This window comes from Actinotignum vesiculae, from assembly GCF_051267215.1.
GTDB lineage: Bacteria > Actinomycetota > Actinomycetes > Actinomycetales > Actinomycetaceae > Actinotignum > Actinotignum schaalii.
Genome location: NZ_JBOZGG010000015.1, coordinates 1 through 20,538, shown reverse-complemented (window position 1 = coordinate 20,538; position 20,538 = coordinate 1). Strand labels below are relative to the sequence as shown.

The window sequence follows — 20,538 nt, the reverse complement described above, 5'->3', positions numbered from 1 at the left end:
AGTGATATGACTTCTGCACCCCAGGCCACCGCGGAGAGTATGCACGCGCTCCGGTCGGCACCAGCATTTTCTCAGCGTGCCAAGCCAGCTGCTGCGCCGTCGCGAAAATACCGGCGCGAAACCTCCGCGCAAGCACGGGCCGGGTGGGGAATGCTGGCCCCCGCGGGAATCCTCATGCTGCTTTTCCTTGTGGTTCCCATCGTCCTGACCTTCGTTCTCGCGTTCACCGACGCGCGCCTCATCTCCCCGCGCCCGATGCAATTCATCGGCCTGGAAAATTTCGAGCGGCTCTTTGGAACCGAGGTCTTTTGGGCGTCCCTGCGTAATACCCTGATTTTCGCCCTCGTTATTGTGCCCGGGCAGTCGGGGCTGGCGCTTATTATGGCGCTGCTCGTAAACAAGAAGTTCCCGGGCTTGAATTTCTTCCGCACCGTTTTCTTCCTGCCCATGGTCACCTCCATGGTGGTGGTCTCCATGCTGTGGCTCTTCATGTACCAGCCCGATGGCCTGCTCAACGCACTGCTGGCCAAAATTGGTATTTCTGGGCCGGATTGGTTGGGTGATCCCAGTTGGGCCCTCTTCGCCATTATCGTGATGTCTGCCTGGCAGGCTGCCGGGATGCATATGATTATTTGGCTTTCCGGCCTGCAAACGATCCCGGGCGAGCTTTACGAAGCGGCGGCTCTGGACGGGGCGTCACCATGGCAGCAATTCAAACACGTGACCTGGCCGGGCCTGCGCCAAACCCGCACCTTTATTCTCATTACGATCACCATCGCGGCGTTCTCACTGTTCACCCAGATCAATATTATGACGAAGGGCGGGCCCCTCGATTCCACCTCAACGGTGGTCTACCAGGCGGTGCGCACCGGATACGACCAGCAGCAAACCGGCTACGCCGCGGCGATTTCCCTGGTCTTCTTCGTCCTGGTTCTCGCCGTCAACCTGGTGCAACGCTATCTCACTCGCGATAAGGAGGCCCGCGCATGAGCACCGCGACGTCATCTCGCAGTATCCCCCGCACCATTGGAATCTGGGCGCTGCGTATTGGGCTGGCCGCCATTTTCGGCCTGCCGCTCCTCTTCATGGTGGTCTCCAGTTTCAAACCGGATACCCAAATTTTCGGGGATATGGGCGGCCTGGAGGCTTTCCTCCCGGTGGGCGACCTCAGCTTCGATAATTACTCCGGAGTCTTCAACCGGGTACCTTTCTGGCGCTTCCTCCTCAACTCCGTCATTATCTCGGTGTGCATCGTGGTTTTCGGACTCATCGTCAATTCCATGGCGGCCTTCGCGCTCTCCCGTCTACAATTCCGGGGCCGCAAGATTTCGCTGACGCTGGTGATCGCCACCCTCATTGTTCCCTTTGAAACTCTGGCGCTGCCGCTGCTGTGGTGGGTTAATAAGCTCCCGTGGTTGGATGCGAACGGCTTCTCGCAGAGCTGGCTGGATACCTACCAGGTCCAGATTGTGCCCTTTATTGCCAATGCACTCTCGATTTACCTCTTCTACCAGTACTTCGATTCCATTCCGCGCGAGCTGGACGAAGCGGCACGCGTGGACGGGGCAAGCTGGTTCAAGATCTACCGTTCTATCGTCATGCCGCTTTCCGGCCCGGCTACTGCAACCGTCGCAATTCTGACCTTCCTGCCGGCATGGAATTCCTACCTGTGGCCACTCATGACGGTGCGCTCGGAGGAGTTGCGCCCGGCGATGATCGGGATCGACTATTTCCAGCAGCTCAACGTATCCTGGGGCCAGATCATGGCGTTCTCCACGCTGATCACCGTTCCTGTCATCATGCTGTTCCTGGCTTTCCAGAAACAATTCGTCAACTCTATTGCCGCTTCCGGTATTAAGGGATAACCATGTCGCTTTCCTTTGAGTTCACCGCCGACCACGATGCGGCGCTAGCCCGGGCTCGCACCGCGAATGCTCAGCTTGCCGCCGCCGTGAACCCGCGCTGGTACCCGCGTTTCCATATCGCGGCACCGGCAGGCTGGATCAACGACCCGAACGGCCTGGTCGACACCGGCGAGGAACTCCACGTGTTCTTCCAGCACCACCCCTATTCCACCGAGTGGGGGCCCATGCACTGGGGGCACGTGGTTTCGCGCGACGGCGCCACCTGGGAGCGCCGCCCCCTCGCCCTGGCTCCTTCCCTGGAAGCCGACCGCGACGGCGTCTTTTCCGGCTCCGCGCTCCAGGCCCCCTGCGGGCACCTCGAGGTGTTCTACACCGGGAACCGCAATGTTGCGGAGCCGCCCGCCGGCGAACCGCCTGTTACCGGCGAACTACCCACCGGCGATACCGATTCCACCGCCGCAGCACCACCCGCCAGCTGCGGGCAGTCGCAGTGCCGGGCGATCTCACGCGACGGAGTGACCTTTGAGAAGAAGGGCGTCGTCGTACCTACCCCGGAAGGCGTGCGCGATTTCCGCGACCCGAAAGTCTGGCGCCACGGCGATACGTACCGCATGGTCGTGGGCGTGCAAAGCCGCGACCGCCGCGGCGAAGTGTGGATGTACACCTCCCCCGACCTGGCCCGTTGGACCTTCGACCGCGTGCTTTACCGCCACCCGGACCCGCGGGTTTTCATGCTCGAATGCCCCGATTTCTTCCCGCTCGGCGACACCTGGGTGCTGATTTTCTCGCCCATGGGCATCCGCCCGGAAGGTTTCGCGCATTGCAACGTCAATAGCGCGGGTTACCTGCTAGGCAGCTGGCGCCTCGGGGAGAGTTTTGAACCCGGCGCGCCGTACCGCACCCTCAATTGGGGTCACAGTTTTTACGCGCCGCAGACCTGCCTCATCAACGGCCAGCGCACGCTTGTCGGCTGGATGGGCAGCTTCGGGCGCGCCCCGGCCTCCGCCGCCGACGGCTGGTCCGGCCAACTCACGGTACCGATGAGCGTCCACCTCGAATCCGGTGAACTGTGTTTGCGGCCCGCGTCCACCCTCGCGCGCTTGCGTGGCCGCTGTTTATGGAACGACGACGCCGCCCTTTCGGCCAGCGCGCCTACCCTCCTTGCCCGCGATATAACCGCGGCGGATATTTCCGTGACTCTGCTTGCGGGTGAATGTGAACGGCTGCGCCTGCGCATCGGTTCGGATACCAGCTCGGTGAGCATCATCGTGGATCGCAATAGCGGCACCATCGGGGTGGATCGCGGCGCGGCGGTGGGCAACCTGGGCTACCGGGCCGCGCCCTGGGCTCCGGCCTACCGACTCTGGGGCGAGCGCGCCGGCGAGATTGCGGACTCAGCTCCGCTCGCTGAGCTAAGTTTCCGGGTGCTCGTGGATGCCGGCTCGGTGGAAGTGATCGCCGGGAACGGCGAGCGGGTGCTCTCCTCGCTGGCCTTTGTGGAGGGTAAACGTGATGTCACCCTCCTGGCTGAGGAGGGTGATATCACGGTCGCGGCCTCGGTATGGGAGATGACGGATGCCTTCCCCCAGGCGGAGGCGGCACTAGCAGTCGAAGCCGAAGCTGAAAGCTCGGCGAACTAAGCGCTTGTGCGTGGTGCCAGGCGGTTCCGCACTGGCACCACGCACTGACCACCACGCGGCGAACTAAGCGCGGGCAGCCGGCCCTACCAGGCAACCAGCTCTACCGGGCAGCCGCGAGCGCGGCGCTAACGGTTTCGCTCAGTTCCTTCCAGGAGACGATAAACTTCTCCACGCCTTCGCTCTCAAGCTGGGCGGCCACATCGCCCATATCCACACCCACCGCGGCCAGCTCTTCGAAGACCCGGTGTGCTTGGCCGTAGTTATCCCGCACGGTATCCCCGGTGATATCCGCGTGGTCCGCGGTGGCCTCCAGGGTTTTCTCCGGCATGGTGTTGACGGTAGCCGGCGCCACCAGCTCGGTGACGTAGAGAGTATCGGGATAGTTCGGGTTCTTCACCCCGGTGGAAGCCCACAGCGGGCGCTGGGCATGCGCGTGATCCGCCGCGAGCTTAGCGAAACGTTCGGAGGCGAATTTCTTCTCGAAGATTTCGTAGACGAGGCGGGCGTTCGCCACCCCGGCCTTGCCGCGCAGCGCCAGGGCTTCCTCGGTGCCGATCTTCTCCAGGCGGGCATCCACTTCGGTATCCACCCGAGATACGAACAGGGAGGCCACCGAGTGAATATCGCTGAGCGCATGCCCGGAGCGCTGGGCCTTTTCTAGGCCAGCCAGGTAAGCATCGACCACTTCGCCGTAGCGAGCCAGGGAGAAAATGAGTGTAACGTTCACGGAGATCCCGTGCCCGATCACCTCGGTAATAGCCGGCAGCCCTTCTTTGGTGGCCGGGATTTTTATCATGGCATTCGGGCGGTCCACCCGGTCCCACAGCTGGCGGGCCTGGGCCACGGTGGCCGAGGTGTCATGCGCAAGTTCCGGGGAGACCTCGATGGACACCCGCCCGTCTTCCCCACCGGATTCTTCAAAAATGGGGCGGAAAATATCGCAGGCGTCCTGGACGTCCTTAATAATGATGTCGAAGATCGCTTCGTCGCCGTCCTTGCCGGCCGCGGCGGTGGCGGCCACCTGCTCGGTATAGCTTTCCCCATTGCGCAGGGCCGCGGCGAAAATCGTGGGATTCGTGGTCACTCCGCGCACGGTATGCGTCTCGATAAGAGATGCGAGGTTCCCGGAAGCAATACGCTCCCGGGATAGATCGTCCAGCCAGATACTCACTCCGGCGGCGCTCAGGCTAGCGGTACTCATATTCGTGTCCTTTCTTGGTGGAGCCCGGCGGCGTTCTCATGATGCCTGGCATCGTTCTCACGGTGCCCGGCGGCATCCTAATTGCGCCGTTCGGGGCTTAGTTATCCGCGGCGCTGCGGATCTCCAGGTCATGCGGGGCGGGATGGTCAAGGGTGCGGCCCACCGTGCAGGATCGCTCAATGGCCAGGTTCACGCGCCGGAGCAGGGCACCGCGCTGTTCTTCAGGCATATCGGCGAATTCCACCTCCAGAGCAGTGTGGAAAGCGGTGTAGCGGTTATTTGCCCGGTCCGCATCCGCGCTCACCGTGAAGGTGGCGCTATAGTCCTCCCCGAGGAGCTGCTCGAAACGAGAATCCGCGCTGAGAGCCTGGCAACCGGCCACCGCCAGCTGCATGAGTTCCCCGGGAGTGAATTGTTCGGGACCTTTCCCGATTTCCACGCTGGCACCGCGATCATTAACGGCGGTGAAATGAAGATGCCCGATACGCCGGGCAGAGAGCTGAGCCATAGCTACCTCCTTGTTTCTTTCACTTTACGGGAAAGCGCGGCCCCGTGGTGAGCGCGCTTTCCACTAGCGGAAAAACGACGACGCCGCCGCTGTCGCGGCATGCTCTGCACAGCACGCTCTCAGCAGCACCCGCCACAGGGCTAGTCGTACTCTCCGTTTTTCCAGAGCCGCACCGGGGCTTCGCACCCGGCTTCCATGGCGGCAAATGTTTGGGGCACGTCGATAATGCGCTGGTTCTTGGAGCCGCGGAAAGTGAGATCGCGAATGAACTGGGATTGGATAAAGGGCCCGTCTACCAGCACATCCACGTGAGAGAGAAGCTCACGTTTATCTTCGGTTTCTTCCAGGAGCTGCTCGAAGGTGTATCCGCTCCAGCTCCAAATCGTTTTGCTCGCCCCGAAGCGCTCCCGGAAACGCCGGGCCAGGGGCAGCAGCACCGGGGTATTGAGGAAGGGCTCGCCGCCCACGAAAGACACCCCGGCCACGTAGCTTTTCGCGCAATCCTCGAGGATACGTTCTTCTAGTTCTTCTGTATAGGGGGTGCCATAGCGGAAACTCTGGGCCGCCACGTTATAGCAGCCCGGGCATTTGAAGGGGCACCCGGATACGTAGATGGCGCAGCGCACCCCTTCCCCATCCACCATGACGAAGGGCTTGTAATCAGCAACATAGCTGCGCGATAAGCGCCGCCCATCCCAGGCGCCGGGGCGCTTGGGTTGGTGCACCCCCGGAGCTTCCGGAGGTGTGGAGAGCAGGCGCAATTCTCGCATTCTTCCTTACCTTCTCACGGTCCCTGAGTCGCAATACTCCCCGCGCCCGGCACATTCGCCGAGTGCGGGGAGCCTTGCGAGAGTGCGCCCGCGACAAGCTAGGCACACCGGGCGCTGGGCGCTAGGGTGCTCAGGCCGCGCGGCACCGAACACCCACCGCGCTTAAGCGCAGGGACCGTCCATGTGCTTGACGCGGGAAATGATTTCCTCGTGCCGGCCGTGCACCATGGGGCGCTTGACCGGGTTACCGAGGTACCCGCAGGTGCGCTTGACAACATCGCAACGGTCGGGATCATCATTGCCGCAATTCGGGCACTTGAAACCTTCCGCCGTGGGATCGAATTCCCCGTTGAAGCCGCACTCGTAGCACTTATCAATAGGAGTATTGGTGCCCAGGTAGGCCACCTTATCGTAAGCGTAATCCCAGACCGCTTCCAGAGCCGCGGTGTTGTGGGTCAGCTTGGGGTACTCGCAGTAGTGGATGAACCCACCCTTGGTGTACTCCGCGTAGGGAGCTTCGAAGTCGATCTTCTCAAAGGGAGTGATCTTCTTACGCACATCGTAGTGGAAGGAATTCGTGTAGTAATCCTTCGCGGTGATATCCGGAACCGCACCGAAACGCTCACGATCCATGGAGCAGAAACGGTTGGTGAGGGATTCGGCCGGGGTGGAGTACACAGAGAACCAGTAGGGGTACTCCTTCTTCCACTGGTCGGCGTACTGGCTCAGGCGGCGCACGATATCCAGGGTGAATTCCTTCGCTTCCGCGTTATGCTCCCAATTCGGGCCGTAGAACGCGGTAGCCGCTTCGTACAGGCCAATGTAGCCAATGGAAAGCGTGGAACGCTGGTTGTGGAAGAACTTCGTGACGTCCTCATCGCCTTCTTCCGCGCGGATACCCAGGGCACCGTAACGGTAGAGAATGGGGGCGTTTTCCGGGGTGGCATCCTCGCAGCGCTGGGCGCGGTAGACCAGAGCTTCCTTGACCACCTGCATGCGCTCATCGAAGATCTTCCAGAAACGCTGCTTATCCCCGCGCGCCTGCAGTGCGATACGCGGCACGTTGAGGGTGACCACACCCAGGTTATTACGCCCGGCGTTCACGGCCTCACCGGTTTCCGGATCCACCCACTTGGGCAGGAAGGAACGGCAGCCCATGGGAGCCTTGTAATCACCTTCCAGCTCGGTGAGCCGGTCATAGGAGAGGACATCCGGGTACATGCGCTTCGTGGAGCATTCCAGGGCCAGCTGCTTAACGTCGTAGTTGGGATCCTCGGGGTTGAGGTTCACGCCGCGGCGCAGCCCGAAAACGAGCTTCGGGAAGATCGCGGTGTGACCATCGGCCCCGATGCCCTTAATACGAATGGTCAGGATCGCCTTCTGGATTTCCCGCTCGAAACGGTTGGTGCCCAGGCCGAAACCGAGGGTGACGAAAGGAGTCTGCCCGTTCGAGGAGTAGAGAGTGTTGATCTCATACTCCAGGGACTGCATGGCATCGTAGATGTCCTTCTTCGTCTTTTCCCAGCAGTACTCATCGCGCTTATCTTCGGCAACCCAACGCTCGGCATCCTTGAGGTGCTTGGCGTAATTGAGTTCCGCGTAGGGGGCGAGCACTTCATCGCAGCGATCCACCGAGCAGCCACCGTACTGGCTGGAGGCCACATTCGCGATGATCTGAGCGATCTGCGCGGTAGCGGTGTTAATGGAACGCGGGGATTCCACCCGGGCGTTACCGATCTGGAAGCCATCACGGAGCATGCCTTCAATATCGATGAGGCAGCAATTGGTCATGGGCTGGAAGGGGTTGTAATCCAGATCGTGGAAGTGGATATCGCCCTTAATATGCGCATTGGCCACCGCCGGGGGCAGCAGGTACTTGAGGGCGTACGCCTTGGCCACCGCACCCGCGGTCAGATCGCGCTGGGTGTTAAAAACAGTGGAGTCCTTATTGGCGTTCTCATTGACCACCGTCTTATCGCGCTGCATGAGCTTATCCAGGGAGCGCGAAATATCCATGGCCTGTTCGCGCGCGGTATCGCGATCGTGGCGGTACTCAATATAGGCGCGTGCCACCTGCGGATAGCGGGAAGCCATAAGCACGTTCTCCACTTCCGTTTGGATGGTGGGAACGTCAAGCTTGGCAGCATCAAGATGATCGATCACCGTGCGGGTGGCTTCCTCAACGAATGCGTAATCGTCGATGCCCTGGCTGTTCATTGCCAGCGCGATTGCGCGGTAGATCTTACCGGCGTCAAAGCTAACCGACCGACCGTCACGCTTGGTGACGACTACCCCCGTGGTCGTTGAGGTATCAATCAACATCTTGTGCCTCCGTAAAAATCGAACACTACATATAGTAGTCGGCCAGAATGACACCGGTGTGCTTCGTGCGCCACACGGATGCGTTTTTCTCCCCGCGCCCGCCGCGCCCGGCCCTGTAAAGGGCGACGGCGCGCCACTCTCGCCCCGCGCCCGCCAAATTTATGATGTGCAACACATTTTTTCGGCGCCGCGTTTCGCGTCCACCGGGCGAGCTTACCACTACCTATAGGGGCACCACCCGCCCACCACCCCTACATCTTGCGATAGGTGCAAAACCGGCTCCAAACCGCCATTTCCACCCCAGGCCGGCCCGCAGCCAGCTGGCGGCGTCGTCGTACTTCATCACCGCGAGCCACCATTTTAGTGGTATAGCCCACAAATAGCGTGCTAACGCGAACGTAAGTTAACCCAATACTGTTGCACGCGTTTATTATCGGATGTGGTGGCGTACGCCACCCGGGTACTCAACCGAGGATCCGCTCGAGATGCCAGCGCTGCCGTCCACGCGGACCGCGCCGGCCCATACAAATGGAGTTTCAGCTATGAGTGCACCAGCTGACACTGCTCTTCCGAGCTATAGCGAAGAAGAGGAAAAATATATTATCCGGAACCGCCACGGTGTTCCGGTCGGAACAAAACCGCATACGAAGTGGACGCTGCCGCGCATCGCGGTGTGGGTCCTCGTAACAGCCCTCGGCGTTGCGGGCTGGTACATGCTCGCCTTCTATCGCGGTGAACAAGTCAATACCGCGTGGTTCGTGGTGACGTCGGTCTGCACCTACATGATCGCCTACCGCTTCTACGCGCTCTTTATTCAAAAAACCATTATGAAGCCCGACGATTCCAACGCGACGCCGGCCGAACGCATCAATAACGGACGCGATTTCGACCCGACAAACCGCGTGGTGCTCTACGGGCATCACTTCGCCGCTATCGCCGGCGCCGGCCCGCTGGTGGGCCCGGTGCTGGCCGCCCAGATGGGCTACCTGCCCGGCACCCTGTGGATTATCTTCGGGGTGTGCGTGGCCGGTGCCGTCCAGGACATGCTCGTCCTCTTCTTCTCCATGCGTCGCGGCGGGCGCAGCCTCGGCCAGATGGCCGTGGATGAAATCGGGAAGATCGGCGGGGCCGTGGCCGCGGTCATGATCCTCGTTATGCTCATGATCGTGCTGGCCGTGCTCGCCATGATCTGCGTGAACGCGCTGGCCGATTCGCCCTGGGGCGTTTTCGCCGTCGGTATGACCATCCCCATCGCGCTGTGCATGGGCCTGTGGCTGCGTTTCGTGCAGCCCGGCAATATCACAATGGTGTCCATCGTTGGGTTCATTGCGCTGCTCGGTGCGATTATCGGGGGCCGCTACGTGGCGGAATCCGATTTCGGCCAGGCGTTCCTGCACCTGTCCCCCACCACCCTCGTGTGGTGCATGATTGTGTACGGTTTCTTCGCGGCCGTGCTGCCGGTCTGGCTGCTCCTCACCCCGCGTGACTACCTGTCCACCTTCATGAAGGTCGGCACCATCGTGGTGCTGGCGCTGGGCATCCTCATCGTGCGCCCGCTGGTGGAAATGCCGGCCGTCACCGAATTCGCTTCAAATACGGACGGCCCGGTATTCGCCGGGGAACTCTTCCCCTTCCTCTTTATTACCATCGCCTGCGGGGCGCTCTCCGGGATGCACGCAACGGTGTCCTCGGGTACCTCCCCGAAGATGATCCAGAAGGAATCCCAGGTCCGCATGATCGGCTACGGCGGCATGCTCATGGAATCCTTCGTGGCGATCATGGCGCTGGCGGCGGCCTCCTCCCTCAATATGGGTATCTACTTCGGTATGAATACCTCCGAGCACACCACCGATAAGCTGGCGGGCACGGCCATCGTGCAGATGACCGATAACCGCTCCGAGCTCTCAGCGGCCGCGGTTCAAAACCTCGCGGTTACCGATACCCACGGTAATTCGGTGGAAGCCCGCTGGGAATCCTGGGATGAGAACGGCAATGAAAAGACCTACGTGGGCGCGGAGGCTTTCGATAAGGTCGCCGAGGACGTTGGGGAAACCTCCGTCACCTCGCGTACCGGTGGTGCGCCCACCCTCGCGGTGGCCATCGCCCATATTCTGCACCAGGTAGGTGGCGGCCAGGCCATGATGGGCTTCTGGTACCACTTCGCGATTATGTTCGAGGCGCTGTTCATTCTCTCCGCCGTGGACGCCGTGACCCGCGTGGCCCGCTTCCAGCTGGGCGACGCGCTGGGCAATGTGCTGCCCAAGTTCAAGGATCCCTCCTGGCGGGTGGGCGCGTGGATTACCACGGCCATCGTGGTGGCGGCCTGGGGCTCGCTGCTGCTCATGGGCGTGACCGACCCGCGCGGCGGTATCCAAACCCTCTATCCGCTCTTCGGGGTGGCTAACCAGCTCATTGCCGCGATGGCGCTTATTTTGTGCACCGTGGTAGTGGTCAATAAGGGCTGGGCGAAGTGGGCCTGGATCCCGGGCATTGCCGCGGCCTTCGACCTGGTGGTCACCTTCGCGGCGTCCTGGCAAAAGATTTTCTCCTCCGATGCCGCCATCGGGTACTTCACCCAGAACACCAACGCTAAGGTAGCGCTCGCAAAGGCGCAGGCCGCCGGCGATACCGAGGCCATCGGTATCCAGTCCGCGATTGTGCGCAACACCTTCATCCAGGGCTGGCTCTCCGTCATCTTCCTGGCCACGGTGGCCTTCGTGCTGGTCTGCGCGATTATCAAGATCATCCGGGTTATCACCGCGAAGAAGTACGTGAATTCCGAAGATCCTTACCAGGAATCCAACTTCTACGCGCCTACCCAGCTCTTCCCGACCAAGTTGGAGAAGAAGGTGGTGGCGGAATACGCCGCCGTGGGCGACCCGGCGTTGATTCCCGGTTTCGATCACCGTAAGGGCGCGGCACCGCACGGTGCGGGTGCTGGTTCTGGCGATGGTTCTGGCGCTGGTTCTGGTACGACGGCGCCCGCAGCCAAGGCGGGCTCTGCCAGCGACGCGGATTCTTCCGAGTCCGCCCAGCACTAGGAGATCAGGTCCATGTTTATCACCCAGCTTCGCGCCTTCGCGGCACATGCTCGCAGCCTGTGGCGGGACTTCACCGGCGAATCGGCCTACGACAAATACGTAGCCCGGCATGCCCGTGAACACCCCGATCATCCGCCGCTCGCCAAGCGCGAGTTCTGGCGCCAGCGTGCAGCCTTCGACGAGGAGAATGTCTCCACCGGCTGCTGCTAAGCGCTGGGCGTTGGGCGCTGGCTAGCGGTCGCCACCGGGCGCTGGGCTGGCATGAGGCGCCGGACGCTGAGCTGGCATGAGGCGCCGGGCAGGAAACTGGCCAATAACACCGCTCCCCGAACCTCGGACTTCGGTCCGCCGTTCGGGGAGCGGTGCTTTGTCCCCTTCCTTTGTGTCCCCTTGTTAACCCACCAGCAAAGTGCAAATCCACGCACCGTTTTCCCCGATTTTCTGTTGGGGGTGCGGACGGTTTCCTAGAGATTTTTAAGGAGATCGTTCAATGAATAAGAAACCGGGAGTTGCAAACGGGATCAGGTACTCCGCCAAAGACAAGCAAAGAGCTCTCGCCATCCTGGAAAAGCTTGGCTCTCTAAGGCAAACAGTCCTAGAACTGGGTTATCCTGACCAGGCAACGTTATGGCGGTGGGCCAAGAAAAACGCGAAAGACCCGGCGTGGAAAACCAACGATGGGCACCAACCACGCCAACGCGTGTCTCTCATGACTCAGAAAGAAGCTTGCCGGCGTTACCTGAACGGGGAAAACGTCAATACCATCGGCCAGGATCTAGGGATCGCTACGCCGGCCAACATTTATGCTTGGTGTACAAAGTTCAAGCTGAAAGGCCGGAAAAGCCCCGTGAATGAGAAAGAACGCGACCAGATAAAAGCGAAAACCCGCCACCAGTTGGAAGCCCAGCTACCCCAAGACCCGCAAGAATTACGTGCTCTAGCAGCCGAACTCATCGTGCGTGAGCGTGTTTTAAAAGCCCAGCTCGAGCTAGCAAAAAAAGGAAAAGCCCGCAAAAGCGAGCATAGTGAAGCGGTAGAGAAAACACGGGTAGCTAACCAGCTACGCTCTACCACGCCCCTAACCATGGTCCTCAAGGAACTCAAGCTGGCGGCTAGTTCTTACTACTACACCGCTCAACACTTAGATGGGCCTGACAAGCATGCTCGCTTGCGTGGGTTGATCGCCCAGATCGCGCGCGAGGGCTTGTATACGTATGGGTATCGGCGTATCCATTTCGGACTCAGAAAGCTTGGGTATGTGGTCTCGGAGAAAGTTGTGCGGCGTTTGATGAGGGAAGAGGAAATCCCGGTCAGGTATGCTAAAGCACGCCGGAAGTATTCCAGTTACGGAGGGGAGATCAGCCCCGCGCCGGAAAACCTGGTCAAACGTGACTTCCACGCTGATGCGCCAGGACGGTTATGGCTCACCGATATTAGCGAGTTCCACGCAGCTAACGGCAAGGTTTATCTTTCCCCGATTATTGATTGTTATGACGGGAAAGTCGTGGCCTATGCGAGGGGTTTACACCCAACCTCAGTGTTGGTTGATTCCTCCCTTGAAAACGCCCTGGCTACTCTCCCGCACCAGCGTCTAAACGAGTTGCAAGCCGGCCAGCCTGAGCACCGGCTCGTGATTCATTCGGATCGGGGAGTTCACTATCGGGCGGGTTCCTGGATAGGGATTACACAGCGTTACGGTTTGACGCGGTCGATGTCGAAGAAGGGGTGTAGTCCGGATAACTCGGCTTGTGAAGGGTTTTTCGGGCGGATGAAAACCGAGATTTATTACGGGAAGAAGTGGGCTACAACTGATGAGTTATGCGAGGCGATAGACGAGTATATGCTCTTTTATAACCAGAAGCGTATTACCTTGAAGTTCGATGGTTTAACTATCACGGAGCACCGTCAAACGGTTTTAAGCAATAATGTCCAATAAACAGTCCGCAGCCCCGTTCCTGGCTTACACTTTGCGCCCCTCGAAGTCCAGGATTTGCACTTTGAGACCAGCGCGGCCTCAACACCGGCATGCCGGTAGCCCAAGCCCACCGGCAGCCAACCCACGGCCGTGCCCCGCCCGCAAAATGTACGCCAGTGACATATGTAGCCCGAATTTATGTCAGGGACGTACACTTCACGAGATTCGCGGTCCGAAATGTACATTTTGCGGCCCACCATAGCCAGCCCGGCACGCCCAGCCCCCGCTACCCGGCACCGGCAAACACTGTTAGAGTGAACGCCACACCACAAATTGCGCGATCCAAAGGAGGACTTTATGCGCGGTATTTAATTCACTGACATTGGCCACGTGAAACTGGTGGAAATCCCGGATCTCAGTCTGGAAGCCCCCACCGATGCACTCATCGACATCACCGCAACCACGGTATGCGGCTCGGATACCCATATTGTTGCTGGCCACATGGGAGTGGATACCGATTTCATTATCGGGCACGAATACGTTGGCGTGGTGCGCGAAGTGGGCGAAGCCGTCACCAATATCCGCCCCGGTGACCGAGTCTTCGGCGTGCCCGCGGTGTCCCACTTCCCGCTCCGCACAAAATGCAACAGCAAATACATTAAGTTTTCCAAATCATGCACTGGGGTTGCTTTCTGTGGCACCCACCGTCATGGGGTTGCTTTCTGTGGCACCCACCGCCATAGCGTTTCTTTCTACAAGACCTCCGGCCGAGAGGATGCATTTTCCGGTCTCCGAGAGGGCACCCGCGGCGATCACAAACAAAGTGGTATTGGAGCTACAACCAATACCCGATTTTCTGTCGTGCAGTACCACTCTGTCAGGACCGATGTTCTCCAGTACCACTACGCCAACCACACCCACCCGCGACACCGGCATACCGATATGCCTCACCCCACCGCCAGGCAATCCACATCCGCAATCCACATCCGCAATCCGCTTCCGCAATCCGCCTCTCGCGCCCGCCGAGCCGGGTCTCCGCAGCGGCGGGGCGAGGTGCTTTTCCTGAGGTGTACTTCGAACGTACGACAAATGAAGTACAGCTCTGAAAACACGTCGTGCCTCGCCGGTTCAGAAAGCGCGATCTAGCCCGCCCGGCTCAGAGTGCCTGTCCGGACGCCCCGAAAGGCCGCGCCCCGAAAGGCCGCACCCCGAAAGACCCACCCCGAAAGACCCACCCACCGTGGGACCTCGGGCCTAGACGCGGCGACGACCGGCCTCTCGCGGCGAAAGTGGCGCACACTTGTGCGGCGTCGTCGTACCTGGTCCCTATTACTGATCGCCCGGCCGACCTAGGATGAAAGAGAGGCAAAGGAGCCTCATCATTTTATGTCGAGGTAATTATGGGACGTTGTTTTTCTGTATCCACACACAAGAACACCTCGCGTCCACGCCGGCTGCTCCCCCTGCTCGGGGCGCTCGCGCTGGCTCCCGTTGCCCTAGGTTCGTGCGCCGCATCCGCGAGCGCGCCCGCCGGTGGGGCAACTGTGCACGGAGGTGAAGCAAATATCGTACTGCCTGATCTGTCGGGCGTGAGCGCGGTGGGCGGGGTTTCCGGCCGGCTGCTCCTCCTCATCGGGGTGGGGGTATGCGTGCTGGGGCTGTGCTTCGGGCTCATCACGTATATGAATCTGCGTAAGCTTCCGGTGCATCGGGCCATGGCCGAGGTCGCGGACCTGATTTACGAAACCTGCAAAGCCTACCTGGTCAAGCAGGGGCGATTCCTGCTGGTGCTCTGGGCCTTCATCACCGCGGTGATCGTGGTCTACTACAAGTTCCTCGTGGGCTTCACGTGGGGCAAGCTCGCGATTGTGGTGGCGTTCTCGCTGCTGGGTATGGGCGGGTCCTACGCGGTGGCGTGGTTCGGGATTCGCGTGAACACCCTGGCTAATGCGCGCACGGCTTTCGCTTCGCTGCGCGGGCGGCCGCTGCCGCTGCACCAGGTGCCGCTGCGTTCGGGGATGTCCATCGGGATGGTGCTCATTTCCCTGGAACTGCTGATGATGCTCGTCATTTTGCTGTTCCTGCCCGCGGATGTGGCCGGGGCGTGCTTTATTGGCTTCGCCATCGGGGAATCCCTGGGGGCGTCGGCCCTGCGCATCGCCGGTGGTATTTTCACGAAGATTGCCGATATTGGCTCCGACCTCATGAAAATCGTGTTCAAAATTGATGAGGACGACCCGCGGAACCCGGGTGTTATCGCCGATTGCGTGGGTGATAATGCCGGGGATTCGGTGGGCCCCTCCGCGGACGGCTTCGAAACGTACGGTGTGACCGGGGTGGCGCTGGTGACCTTTATTGTGCTGGCCGTTCATGATCCGGCGCTGCAAGCCACCCTGCTGGTGTGGGTGTTCACGGTGCGGGTGGCGATGATTATTGCCTCGGCTCTAGCCTACGGGCTCAATGCGCGCCTGGCCGCGACCCGCTACGCGCAGGCCACCACCCTCAATTTCGAAAAACCTCTGAGTTCACTTGTATGGCTCACCTCGATTTTCTGCATTGCTTGCGTGTACGAGATCTCCTGGCTCGTTTTGGGTGGGCACGACGGCGCACTGTGGCTCGCGCTCGCCACGATCGTCACCTGCGGGACTCTCGCGGGGGCGCTCATCCCGGAGCTGGTCAAGGTCTTCACCTCCACGACCTCGCGGCACGTGCGTGAAGTGGTGAAAAGTTCGCGCCAGGGCGGGGCTTCCCTCAATATTCTCTCCGGCGTGGTGGCCGGGAATTTCTCCGCTTTCTGGCTGGGTATCACCATTGTGGGGCTCATGGCCGGGGCGTTTGTGATCGCGGATGCCACCCTGGGCGAGTTCATGCTAGCGCCGGCGGTTTTCGCTTTCGGGCTGGTGGCTTTCGGTTTCCTGGGCATGGGGCCGGTGACGATCGCGGTGGATTCCTACGGGCCGGTGACCGATAACGCCCAGTCGGTTTACGAGCTCTCCCGCATTGAGGCTCTTCCTGATATCGACGCCGATATTCGCTCCGGTTTCGGTTTCGCGCCGCAGTGGGATCGCGCCAAGCTCATGTTGGAGGAGAACGACGGCGCCGGCAATACCTTCAAAGCAACCGCCAAGCCGGTGCTCATCGGCACCGCGGTGGTGGGTGCCACCACGATGATTTTCTCCATTATTATCGGGCTGACCGGCGGGCTGACAGCCGGAATCGAGATGCTGTCGCTCATGCACGCCCCGTTCCTGCTGGGGATTATCAGCGGGGGCGCGGTGATCTTCTGGTTCTCCGGGGCGTCGATGCAGGCGGTGACCACAGGGGCCTACCGGGCGGTGGAGTTCATCAAGGATTCCATCCACCTGGATAAGAATGCGGAGCGGGCTTCCCATGATGACTCGCGGCGCGTCGTCGAAATTTGTACCCAGTACGCGCAGCAGGGAATGCTCACGATTTTCCTGGCGGTTTTCTTCGCCACGCTGTCCTTCGCCTTTATCGAGCCGTACTTCTTCATCGGCTACCTCATTTCCATCGCTATTTTCGGCCTCTACCAGGCGATTTATATGGCGAATGCGGGCGGGGCCTGGGATAACGCGAAGAAGATCGTGGAGGTGGATTTGCACGCGAAGGGCACCGCGCTCCACGATGCCACCATCGTGGGCGATACCGTGGGCGATCCGTTCAAGGATACCTCCTCGGTGGCCCTCAACCCGATTATTAAATTCACCACCCTCTTCGGCCTGCTCGCCGTGGAGCTGGCCGTGAGCCTCAATGCCCAGAATCTCACCGCGGTGGTCACCGGCCTGGCGGTGTGCTTCGGGGCCCTCGCGCTCGTCTTTATTTACCGTTCCTTCTACAGCATGCGAATCCAGGCCTCCACGGAGGATCCGCTGCTGGACGAGCCCGCACCTGCGTCAGAATCCGCATCAGAATCCGAACCCGGATCCGGATTCACCTCTGAACCTACCTCTGAACCCGAGAAGGGAGTCCTGGCATGAATATCGCCGTGCACTGGTCCGGCGCGCAGCTCAGCCCGGAAGGAAATATAGTCGGCCAGGATGCCGGCGCCACCCTGCTGCGGCGTCTCTTGCGTATTTTCCCGGGCGCCGCGGTTCTTAACCCGGGCACCGCGGTTCTTAACCCGGCGGCAGCATCCGCGCAAGATCTTGCCCCGGATACGGTTGTTATCACCATGGATGTGCATGACACTCCGGCGCTGTGGGCGCGCCTGCGCAAGGCCGGCCACGCTACCCCGCGCCTCATGAATTTTGTGTGGCTGCCGGTGTCGACCCTGGAAAGCGCCGAGGAACTCGCCCCGGTGGCGCTTTCCTGCGCGCTCTTCCCCACGTTCGCGAATTCGGAGCGCACCGCCGGGGAGATCCGCGAGATGGTCAATAAGTGGACGGTGCCGCCGCTGGCCGGGCGCCTGAAACTGGGGTGGGTGAATCTCGGTTTCCGCCTCGATCACGTGCAGGAGCGGCACGAGCCGGACGTCCCGGTGGTGCTCTACCCCGCGATCTACCTTTCCCCGCGCAAACGCCCCGAGTTCTTTATGGATGTGCTGACCCGGGTGCGTGAGCTTATTCCCCTCACGGTGGAGATGCGCCTGCACGAAGCGCATCTGGTTTCCGAGAAAGCCATGACGTATTCGCGCCTGCCGTGGATGCACGTGGGGCCGCTCACCGATACCCGCACTTCGTATTACGAGGCTCTCGCGCATACCACGGCGTTCCTGGCCACGGCCGCGGAGGAATCCTACGGGCTGTCCTACGTGGAGGCGCTGGGCGCCGGGGCGCTCGGGGTATTCCCGGACGTACCCTGGGCCCGCGCCCTGCTGCCCGAGCACTATCCCTTCTTCTATCCGGATGGCGATACCGCGGCCGCCGCGGCCATGCTCACCAGGGTTCTTACCCGCACCGCGCAGTGCCGGGTGGATCTGGATGCGGCTTGCGGCGGGAGTTTCCGCGAGTGGATCGCGGCGCATCACTCCGATGATGCCTTCGACCGGGAAATCACAGCCGCGGTACAGAGGTGGTTCTCGTAGCAGTCGGTGCGGTGTGCGTAGGGTTAGGCGCAAACATAACGACGACGGCGCCAGCGCCTGCGGCCTCGCTTTGACCTCGCGTTTTATTCCTCGGTGATAGCGGGGGCGGGGCGGGCCGTGTAGGGCGTCGTCGTACCTACCAGGCGGTACGCGACGGTGCGGTTGAAGAAATCGACGACGACGCCAATTCCCAGCGCCATAATCGCGGTGCCAATGCCGATCACGCCGCTGCTGAGGTCAAAGCGGAAGAGTGCGAGGGCGATGAGGACCACGATGAAGTCCTGGGCCACGCGGAAGGTGCGGTAGGAGTGGCCCGGGAAGCGGCGCAGGAGGACGGGGACGATGCAGTCGGCGGCGCCCTGCCCGATATCCGGGGTGATGTAGAGCGAGAGCCCGAGCGCGAAAATAACTAGCCCTACCGCGAGGTGGGCGAGCATCCCGGGGATGGAATACGTGAAAACGTAGATGGAATCGAGGATGCCGGTGAAGCTGGTGACGAGTACCCCGACCAGGGTGAAGTTGAGGACGGTGCCCAGCCCGAAGACTTTGTGATCGAAGGGGAAAATGAGGGCGATGAGGGTGATATTGACCGCCGGGACCACCCAGGAGAAGGACAGGCCCGTCACGTGGCTGACGCCCTGGAGCAGGGCCGTGAAGGGATCCACGCCGGCGTGACCTTTGAGGGCCACGGTGATGCCGATGGCGGTGAGGATCACGCCGATGAGGCATACCAGCGAGCGACGCAGCAGGCTGCCCGGGCGTAACGTCCATTCGCGGGCGCAGCGCAGTGTCTCAAACATGACGAGCCACCTTTTCAATCTCAGGGAAGCCGCCGTGCCACACCGCGGCATCACCAGCGTAGTGCATGCGGGCGGGCATTTCCTGGGCCGTGGCGGAGGTCGCTTTCGTCATTCGTGCGAGCGGCTTCATCCGCAAGGAGGGGCTGGTAGATCATCCTCTAGAGGATTCTCTACCAGCCCCTCGCTTGTGTTATGCGATTAGTTCAGCAGCTTATGCCTTGCGGCGCCGCGTCACCACGAGTCCACCGGCGAGCAGCAGGAGTGCTGCCGTGCCGGCAAGACCGACGCTCGTTGCACCTGTCACCTGAAGAGTCTTCTTGACCTTCTTGGGCTTCGGCGCAGGCTTACCGGGATCGTTCGGATCCAACGGGTCGGTGCCGTTCTTGATTTCGTCACCGTCGTTGATACCGTCACCATCGGTATCGGCCTTATTCGGGTTGGTTGGCTTACCGCCATTCTTGGCACCGGTCACCTCGTCACCATCGGTGAGACCATCACCGTCAGTATCCGGGTTGAGCGGATCGGTATTACCAGGCTTACCGTTCGGGTCAGACTTGTCATCCTTGAACGGATTCTTGGTGCCATTCACCTCATCACCGTCATTGATGCCATCACCATCGGTATCCGGGTTCTTCGGATCAGTACCGATCTTCTTCTCATCCCCATCCGTCAGGCCATCGCCATCAGTGTCGGGGTTGTTCGGATCGGTTCCATCCTTCTTCTCATCCCCATCCGTCACGCCGTCACCATCGGTATCGGCCTTATTCGGGTTGGTCGGCTTACCGTTGTTGTGCTTGCCAGTGACTTCGTCACCGTCATTCACGCCATCGCCATCCGAATCAGGGTTGAGCGGATCGGTATTACCAGGCTTACCGTTCGGGTCAGACTTGTCATCCTTGAACGGATTCTTGGTGCCATTCACCTCGTCACCGTCATTGATGCCATCACCATCGGTATCCGGGTTCTTCGGATCGGTACCGATCTTCTTCTCTTCACCATCGGTGAGTCCGTCACCATCGGTATCCGGATCGGTCACCGTCACGGTCACGGTATCCAGTTCCTTACCATCCCGATCCTTGATAGTAACGACGACCTCGTCCTTATCCTTCGCATCGGGATCCGGAGTAACCGTGATCGAACCATCAGGATTGAGTGTCGCAGTACCCGGACCGTTCACTTCCACCGTCGTGCCGTCAGGTACCGGCCCGCCGGTATTAGGAATATCAACCGGGACACCCGGCTTACTGCTTCCGTCATTCCAGATGGGCTTGTCCGGCTCGGTAACCGTTACCTTGGAAGTATCGAAGGTCTTGTCGCCGTCCTTGACGGTCACGGTGATTTCAGTACCCGGAGTAGCGTCACCAGGAACCTTGACAACAACGTTGCCATCCTCACCAATCACGCAAGTAGCACCACCAGTCGCCTCACACGA

Annotated in this window: 15 protein-coding genes; 9 read left to right on the top strand and 6 right to left on the bottom strand. The window is 60.7% G+C overall.

Features of this window, described 5'->3' with window-relative positions; translation table 11 throughout:
- Window positions 1-6: 6 nt before the first annotated feature.
- The 3 genes from ACRQHG_RS07995 to ACRQHG_RS07985 are packed head-to-tail and all read left to right on the top strand — an operon-like array spanning window position 7 to window position 3,505.
- Window positions 7-990 carry a carbohydrate ABC transporter permease gene (locus ACRQHG_RS07995; RefSeq protein WP_435719917.1) on the top strand — a complete coding sequence of 328 codons (984 nt, stop codon included), beginning with the start codon at window positions 7-9 and terminating at the stop codon, window positions 988-990.
- On the top strand, window positions 987-1,865 hold the full coding sequence (locus ACRQHG_RS07990) for a carbohydrate ABC transporter permease (RefSeq protein WP_435719916.1): 879 nt from the start codon (window positions 987-989) through the stop codon (window positions 1,863-1,865). The genes ACRQHG_RS07995 and ACRQHG_RS07990 overlap by 4 nt, the downstream gene beginning before the upstream one ends.
- Window positions 1,866-1,867: 2 nt before the next feature.
- Window positions 1,868-3,505: a glycoside hydrolase family 32 protein gene (locus ACRQHG_RS07985; protein WP_435719915.1), complete on the top strand. Its 1,638-nt coding sequence runs from the start codon at window positions 1,868-1,870 to the stop codon at window positions 3,503-3,505.
- Window positions 3,506-3,605: 100 nt separating this feature from the next.
- Here ACRQHG_RS07985 and tal read toward each other — a convergent pair whose 3' ends face one another.
- From tal to nrdD, 4 genes are all read right to left on the bottom strand, one after another.
- Window positions 3,606-4,706 (bottom strand): transaldolase, encoded by a 1,101-nt coding sequence (gene tal / locus ACRQHG_RS07980; protein WP_435719914.1) that lies wholly within the window; start codon window positions 4,704-4,706, stop codon window positions 3,606-3,608.
- A gap of 97 nt (window positions 4,707-4,803) precedes the next feature.
- Window positions 4,804-5,214 carry an OsmC family protein gene (locus tag ACRQHG_RS07975; RefSeq protein WP_026429197.1) on the bottom strand — a complete coding sequence of 137 codons (411 nt, stop codon included), beginning with the start codon at window positions 5,212-5,214 and terminating at the stop codon, window positions 4,804-4,806.
- Window positions 5,215-5,354: 140 nt separating this feature from the next.
- Window positions 5,355-5,984 carry an anaerobic ribonucleoside-triphosphate reductase activating protein gene (nrdG, locus tag ACRQHG_RS07970; protein ID WP_435719913.1) on the bottom strand — a complete coding sequence of 210 codons (630 nt, stop codon included), beginning with the start codon at window positions 5,982-5,984 and terminating at the stop codon, window positions 5,355-5,357.
- A gap of 162 nt (window positions 5,985-6,146) precedes the next feature.
- Window positions 6,147-8,306, bottom strand: coding sequence for an anaerobic ribonucleoside-triphosphate reductase (gene nrdD / locus ACRQHG_RS07965; RefSeq protein ID WP_026429199.1), 2,160 nt, complete (start codon window positions 8,304-8,306; stop codon window positions 6,147-6,149).
- Between the two features lie 542 nt (window positions 8,307-8,848).
- On the opposite strand from nrdD, the gene ACRQHG_RS07960 reads away from it, so the two are divergent.
- The 6 genes from ACRQHG_RS07960 to ACRQHG_RS07935 all read left to right on the top strand — a co-directional run bounded on the left by ACRQHG_RS07960 (window position 8,849) and on the right by ACRQHG_RS07935 (window position 18,306).
- Window positions 8,849-11,347 (top strand): carbon starvation CstA family protein, encoded by a 2,499-nt coding sequence (locus ACRQHG_RS07960; protein WP_435719912.1) that lies wholly within the window; start codon window positions 8,849-8,851, stop codon window positions 11,345-11,347.
- Between the two features lie 12 nt (window positions 11,348-11,359).
- Window positions 11,360-11,557, top strand: coding sequence for a YbdD/YjiX family protein (locus tag ACRQHG_RS07955; RefSeq protein ID WP_126135385.1), 198 nt, complete (start codon window positions 11,360-11,362; stop codon window positions 11,555-11,557).
- Between the two features lie 280 nt (window positions 11,558-11,837).
- Window positions 11,838-13,283 carry an IS3 family transposase gene (locus ACRQHG_RS07950; protein WP_435719911.1) on the top strand — a complete coding sequence of 482 codons (1,446 nt, stop codon included), beginning with the start codon at window positions 11,838-11,840 and terminating at the stop codon, window positions 13,281-13,283.
- Window positions 13,284-13,652: 369 nt separating this feature from the next.
- Window positions 13,653-14,408, top strand: a complete 756-nt coding sequence (locus ACRQHG_RS07945) for an alcohol dehydrogenase catalytic domain-containing protein (protein WP_164545879.1) — start codon at window positions 13,653-13,655, stop codon at window positions 14,406-14,408.
- Between the two features lie 254 nt (window positions 14,409-14,662).
- A complete protein-coding gene (locus tag ACRQHG_RS07940) occupies window positions 14,663-17,260 on the top strand; it encodes a sodium-translocating pyrophosphatase (RefSeq protein WP_435719910.1) in 2,598 nt (865 codons plus the stop codon).
- Window positions 17,257-18,306 carry a glycosyltransferase family protein gene (locus ACRQHG_RS07935; protein WP_435719909.1) on the top strand — a complete coding sequence of 350 codons (1,050 nt, stop codon included), beginning with the start codon at window positions 17,257-17,259 and terminating at the stop codon, window positions 18,304-18,306. Before ACRQHG_RS07940 ends, ACRQHG_RS07935 begins: the two co-directional genes overlap by 4 nt.
- An 83-nt stretch (window positions 18,307-18,389) precedes the next feature.
- Here ACRQHG_RS07935 and ACRQHG_RS07930 read toward each other — a convergent pair whose 3' ends face one another.
- The gene (locus ACRQHG_RS07930; RefSeq protein ID WP_126134898.1) at window positions 18,390-19,106 is read right to left on the bottom strand and encodes a YczE/YyaS/YitT family protein; all 717 of its coding nucleotides are present in this window, start codon (window positions 19,104-19,106) and stop codon (window positions 18,390-18,392) included.
- A 211-nt stretch (window positions 19,107-19,317) separates the two neighbouring features.
- On the bottom strand, window positions 19,318-20,538 hold a 1,221-nt coding region (locus ACRQHG_RS07925; RefSeq protein WP_435719908.1), incomplete at its 5' end, for an Ig-like domain-containing protein.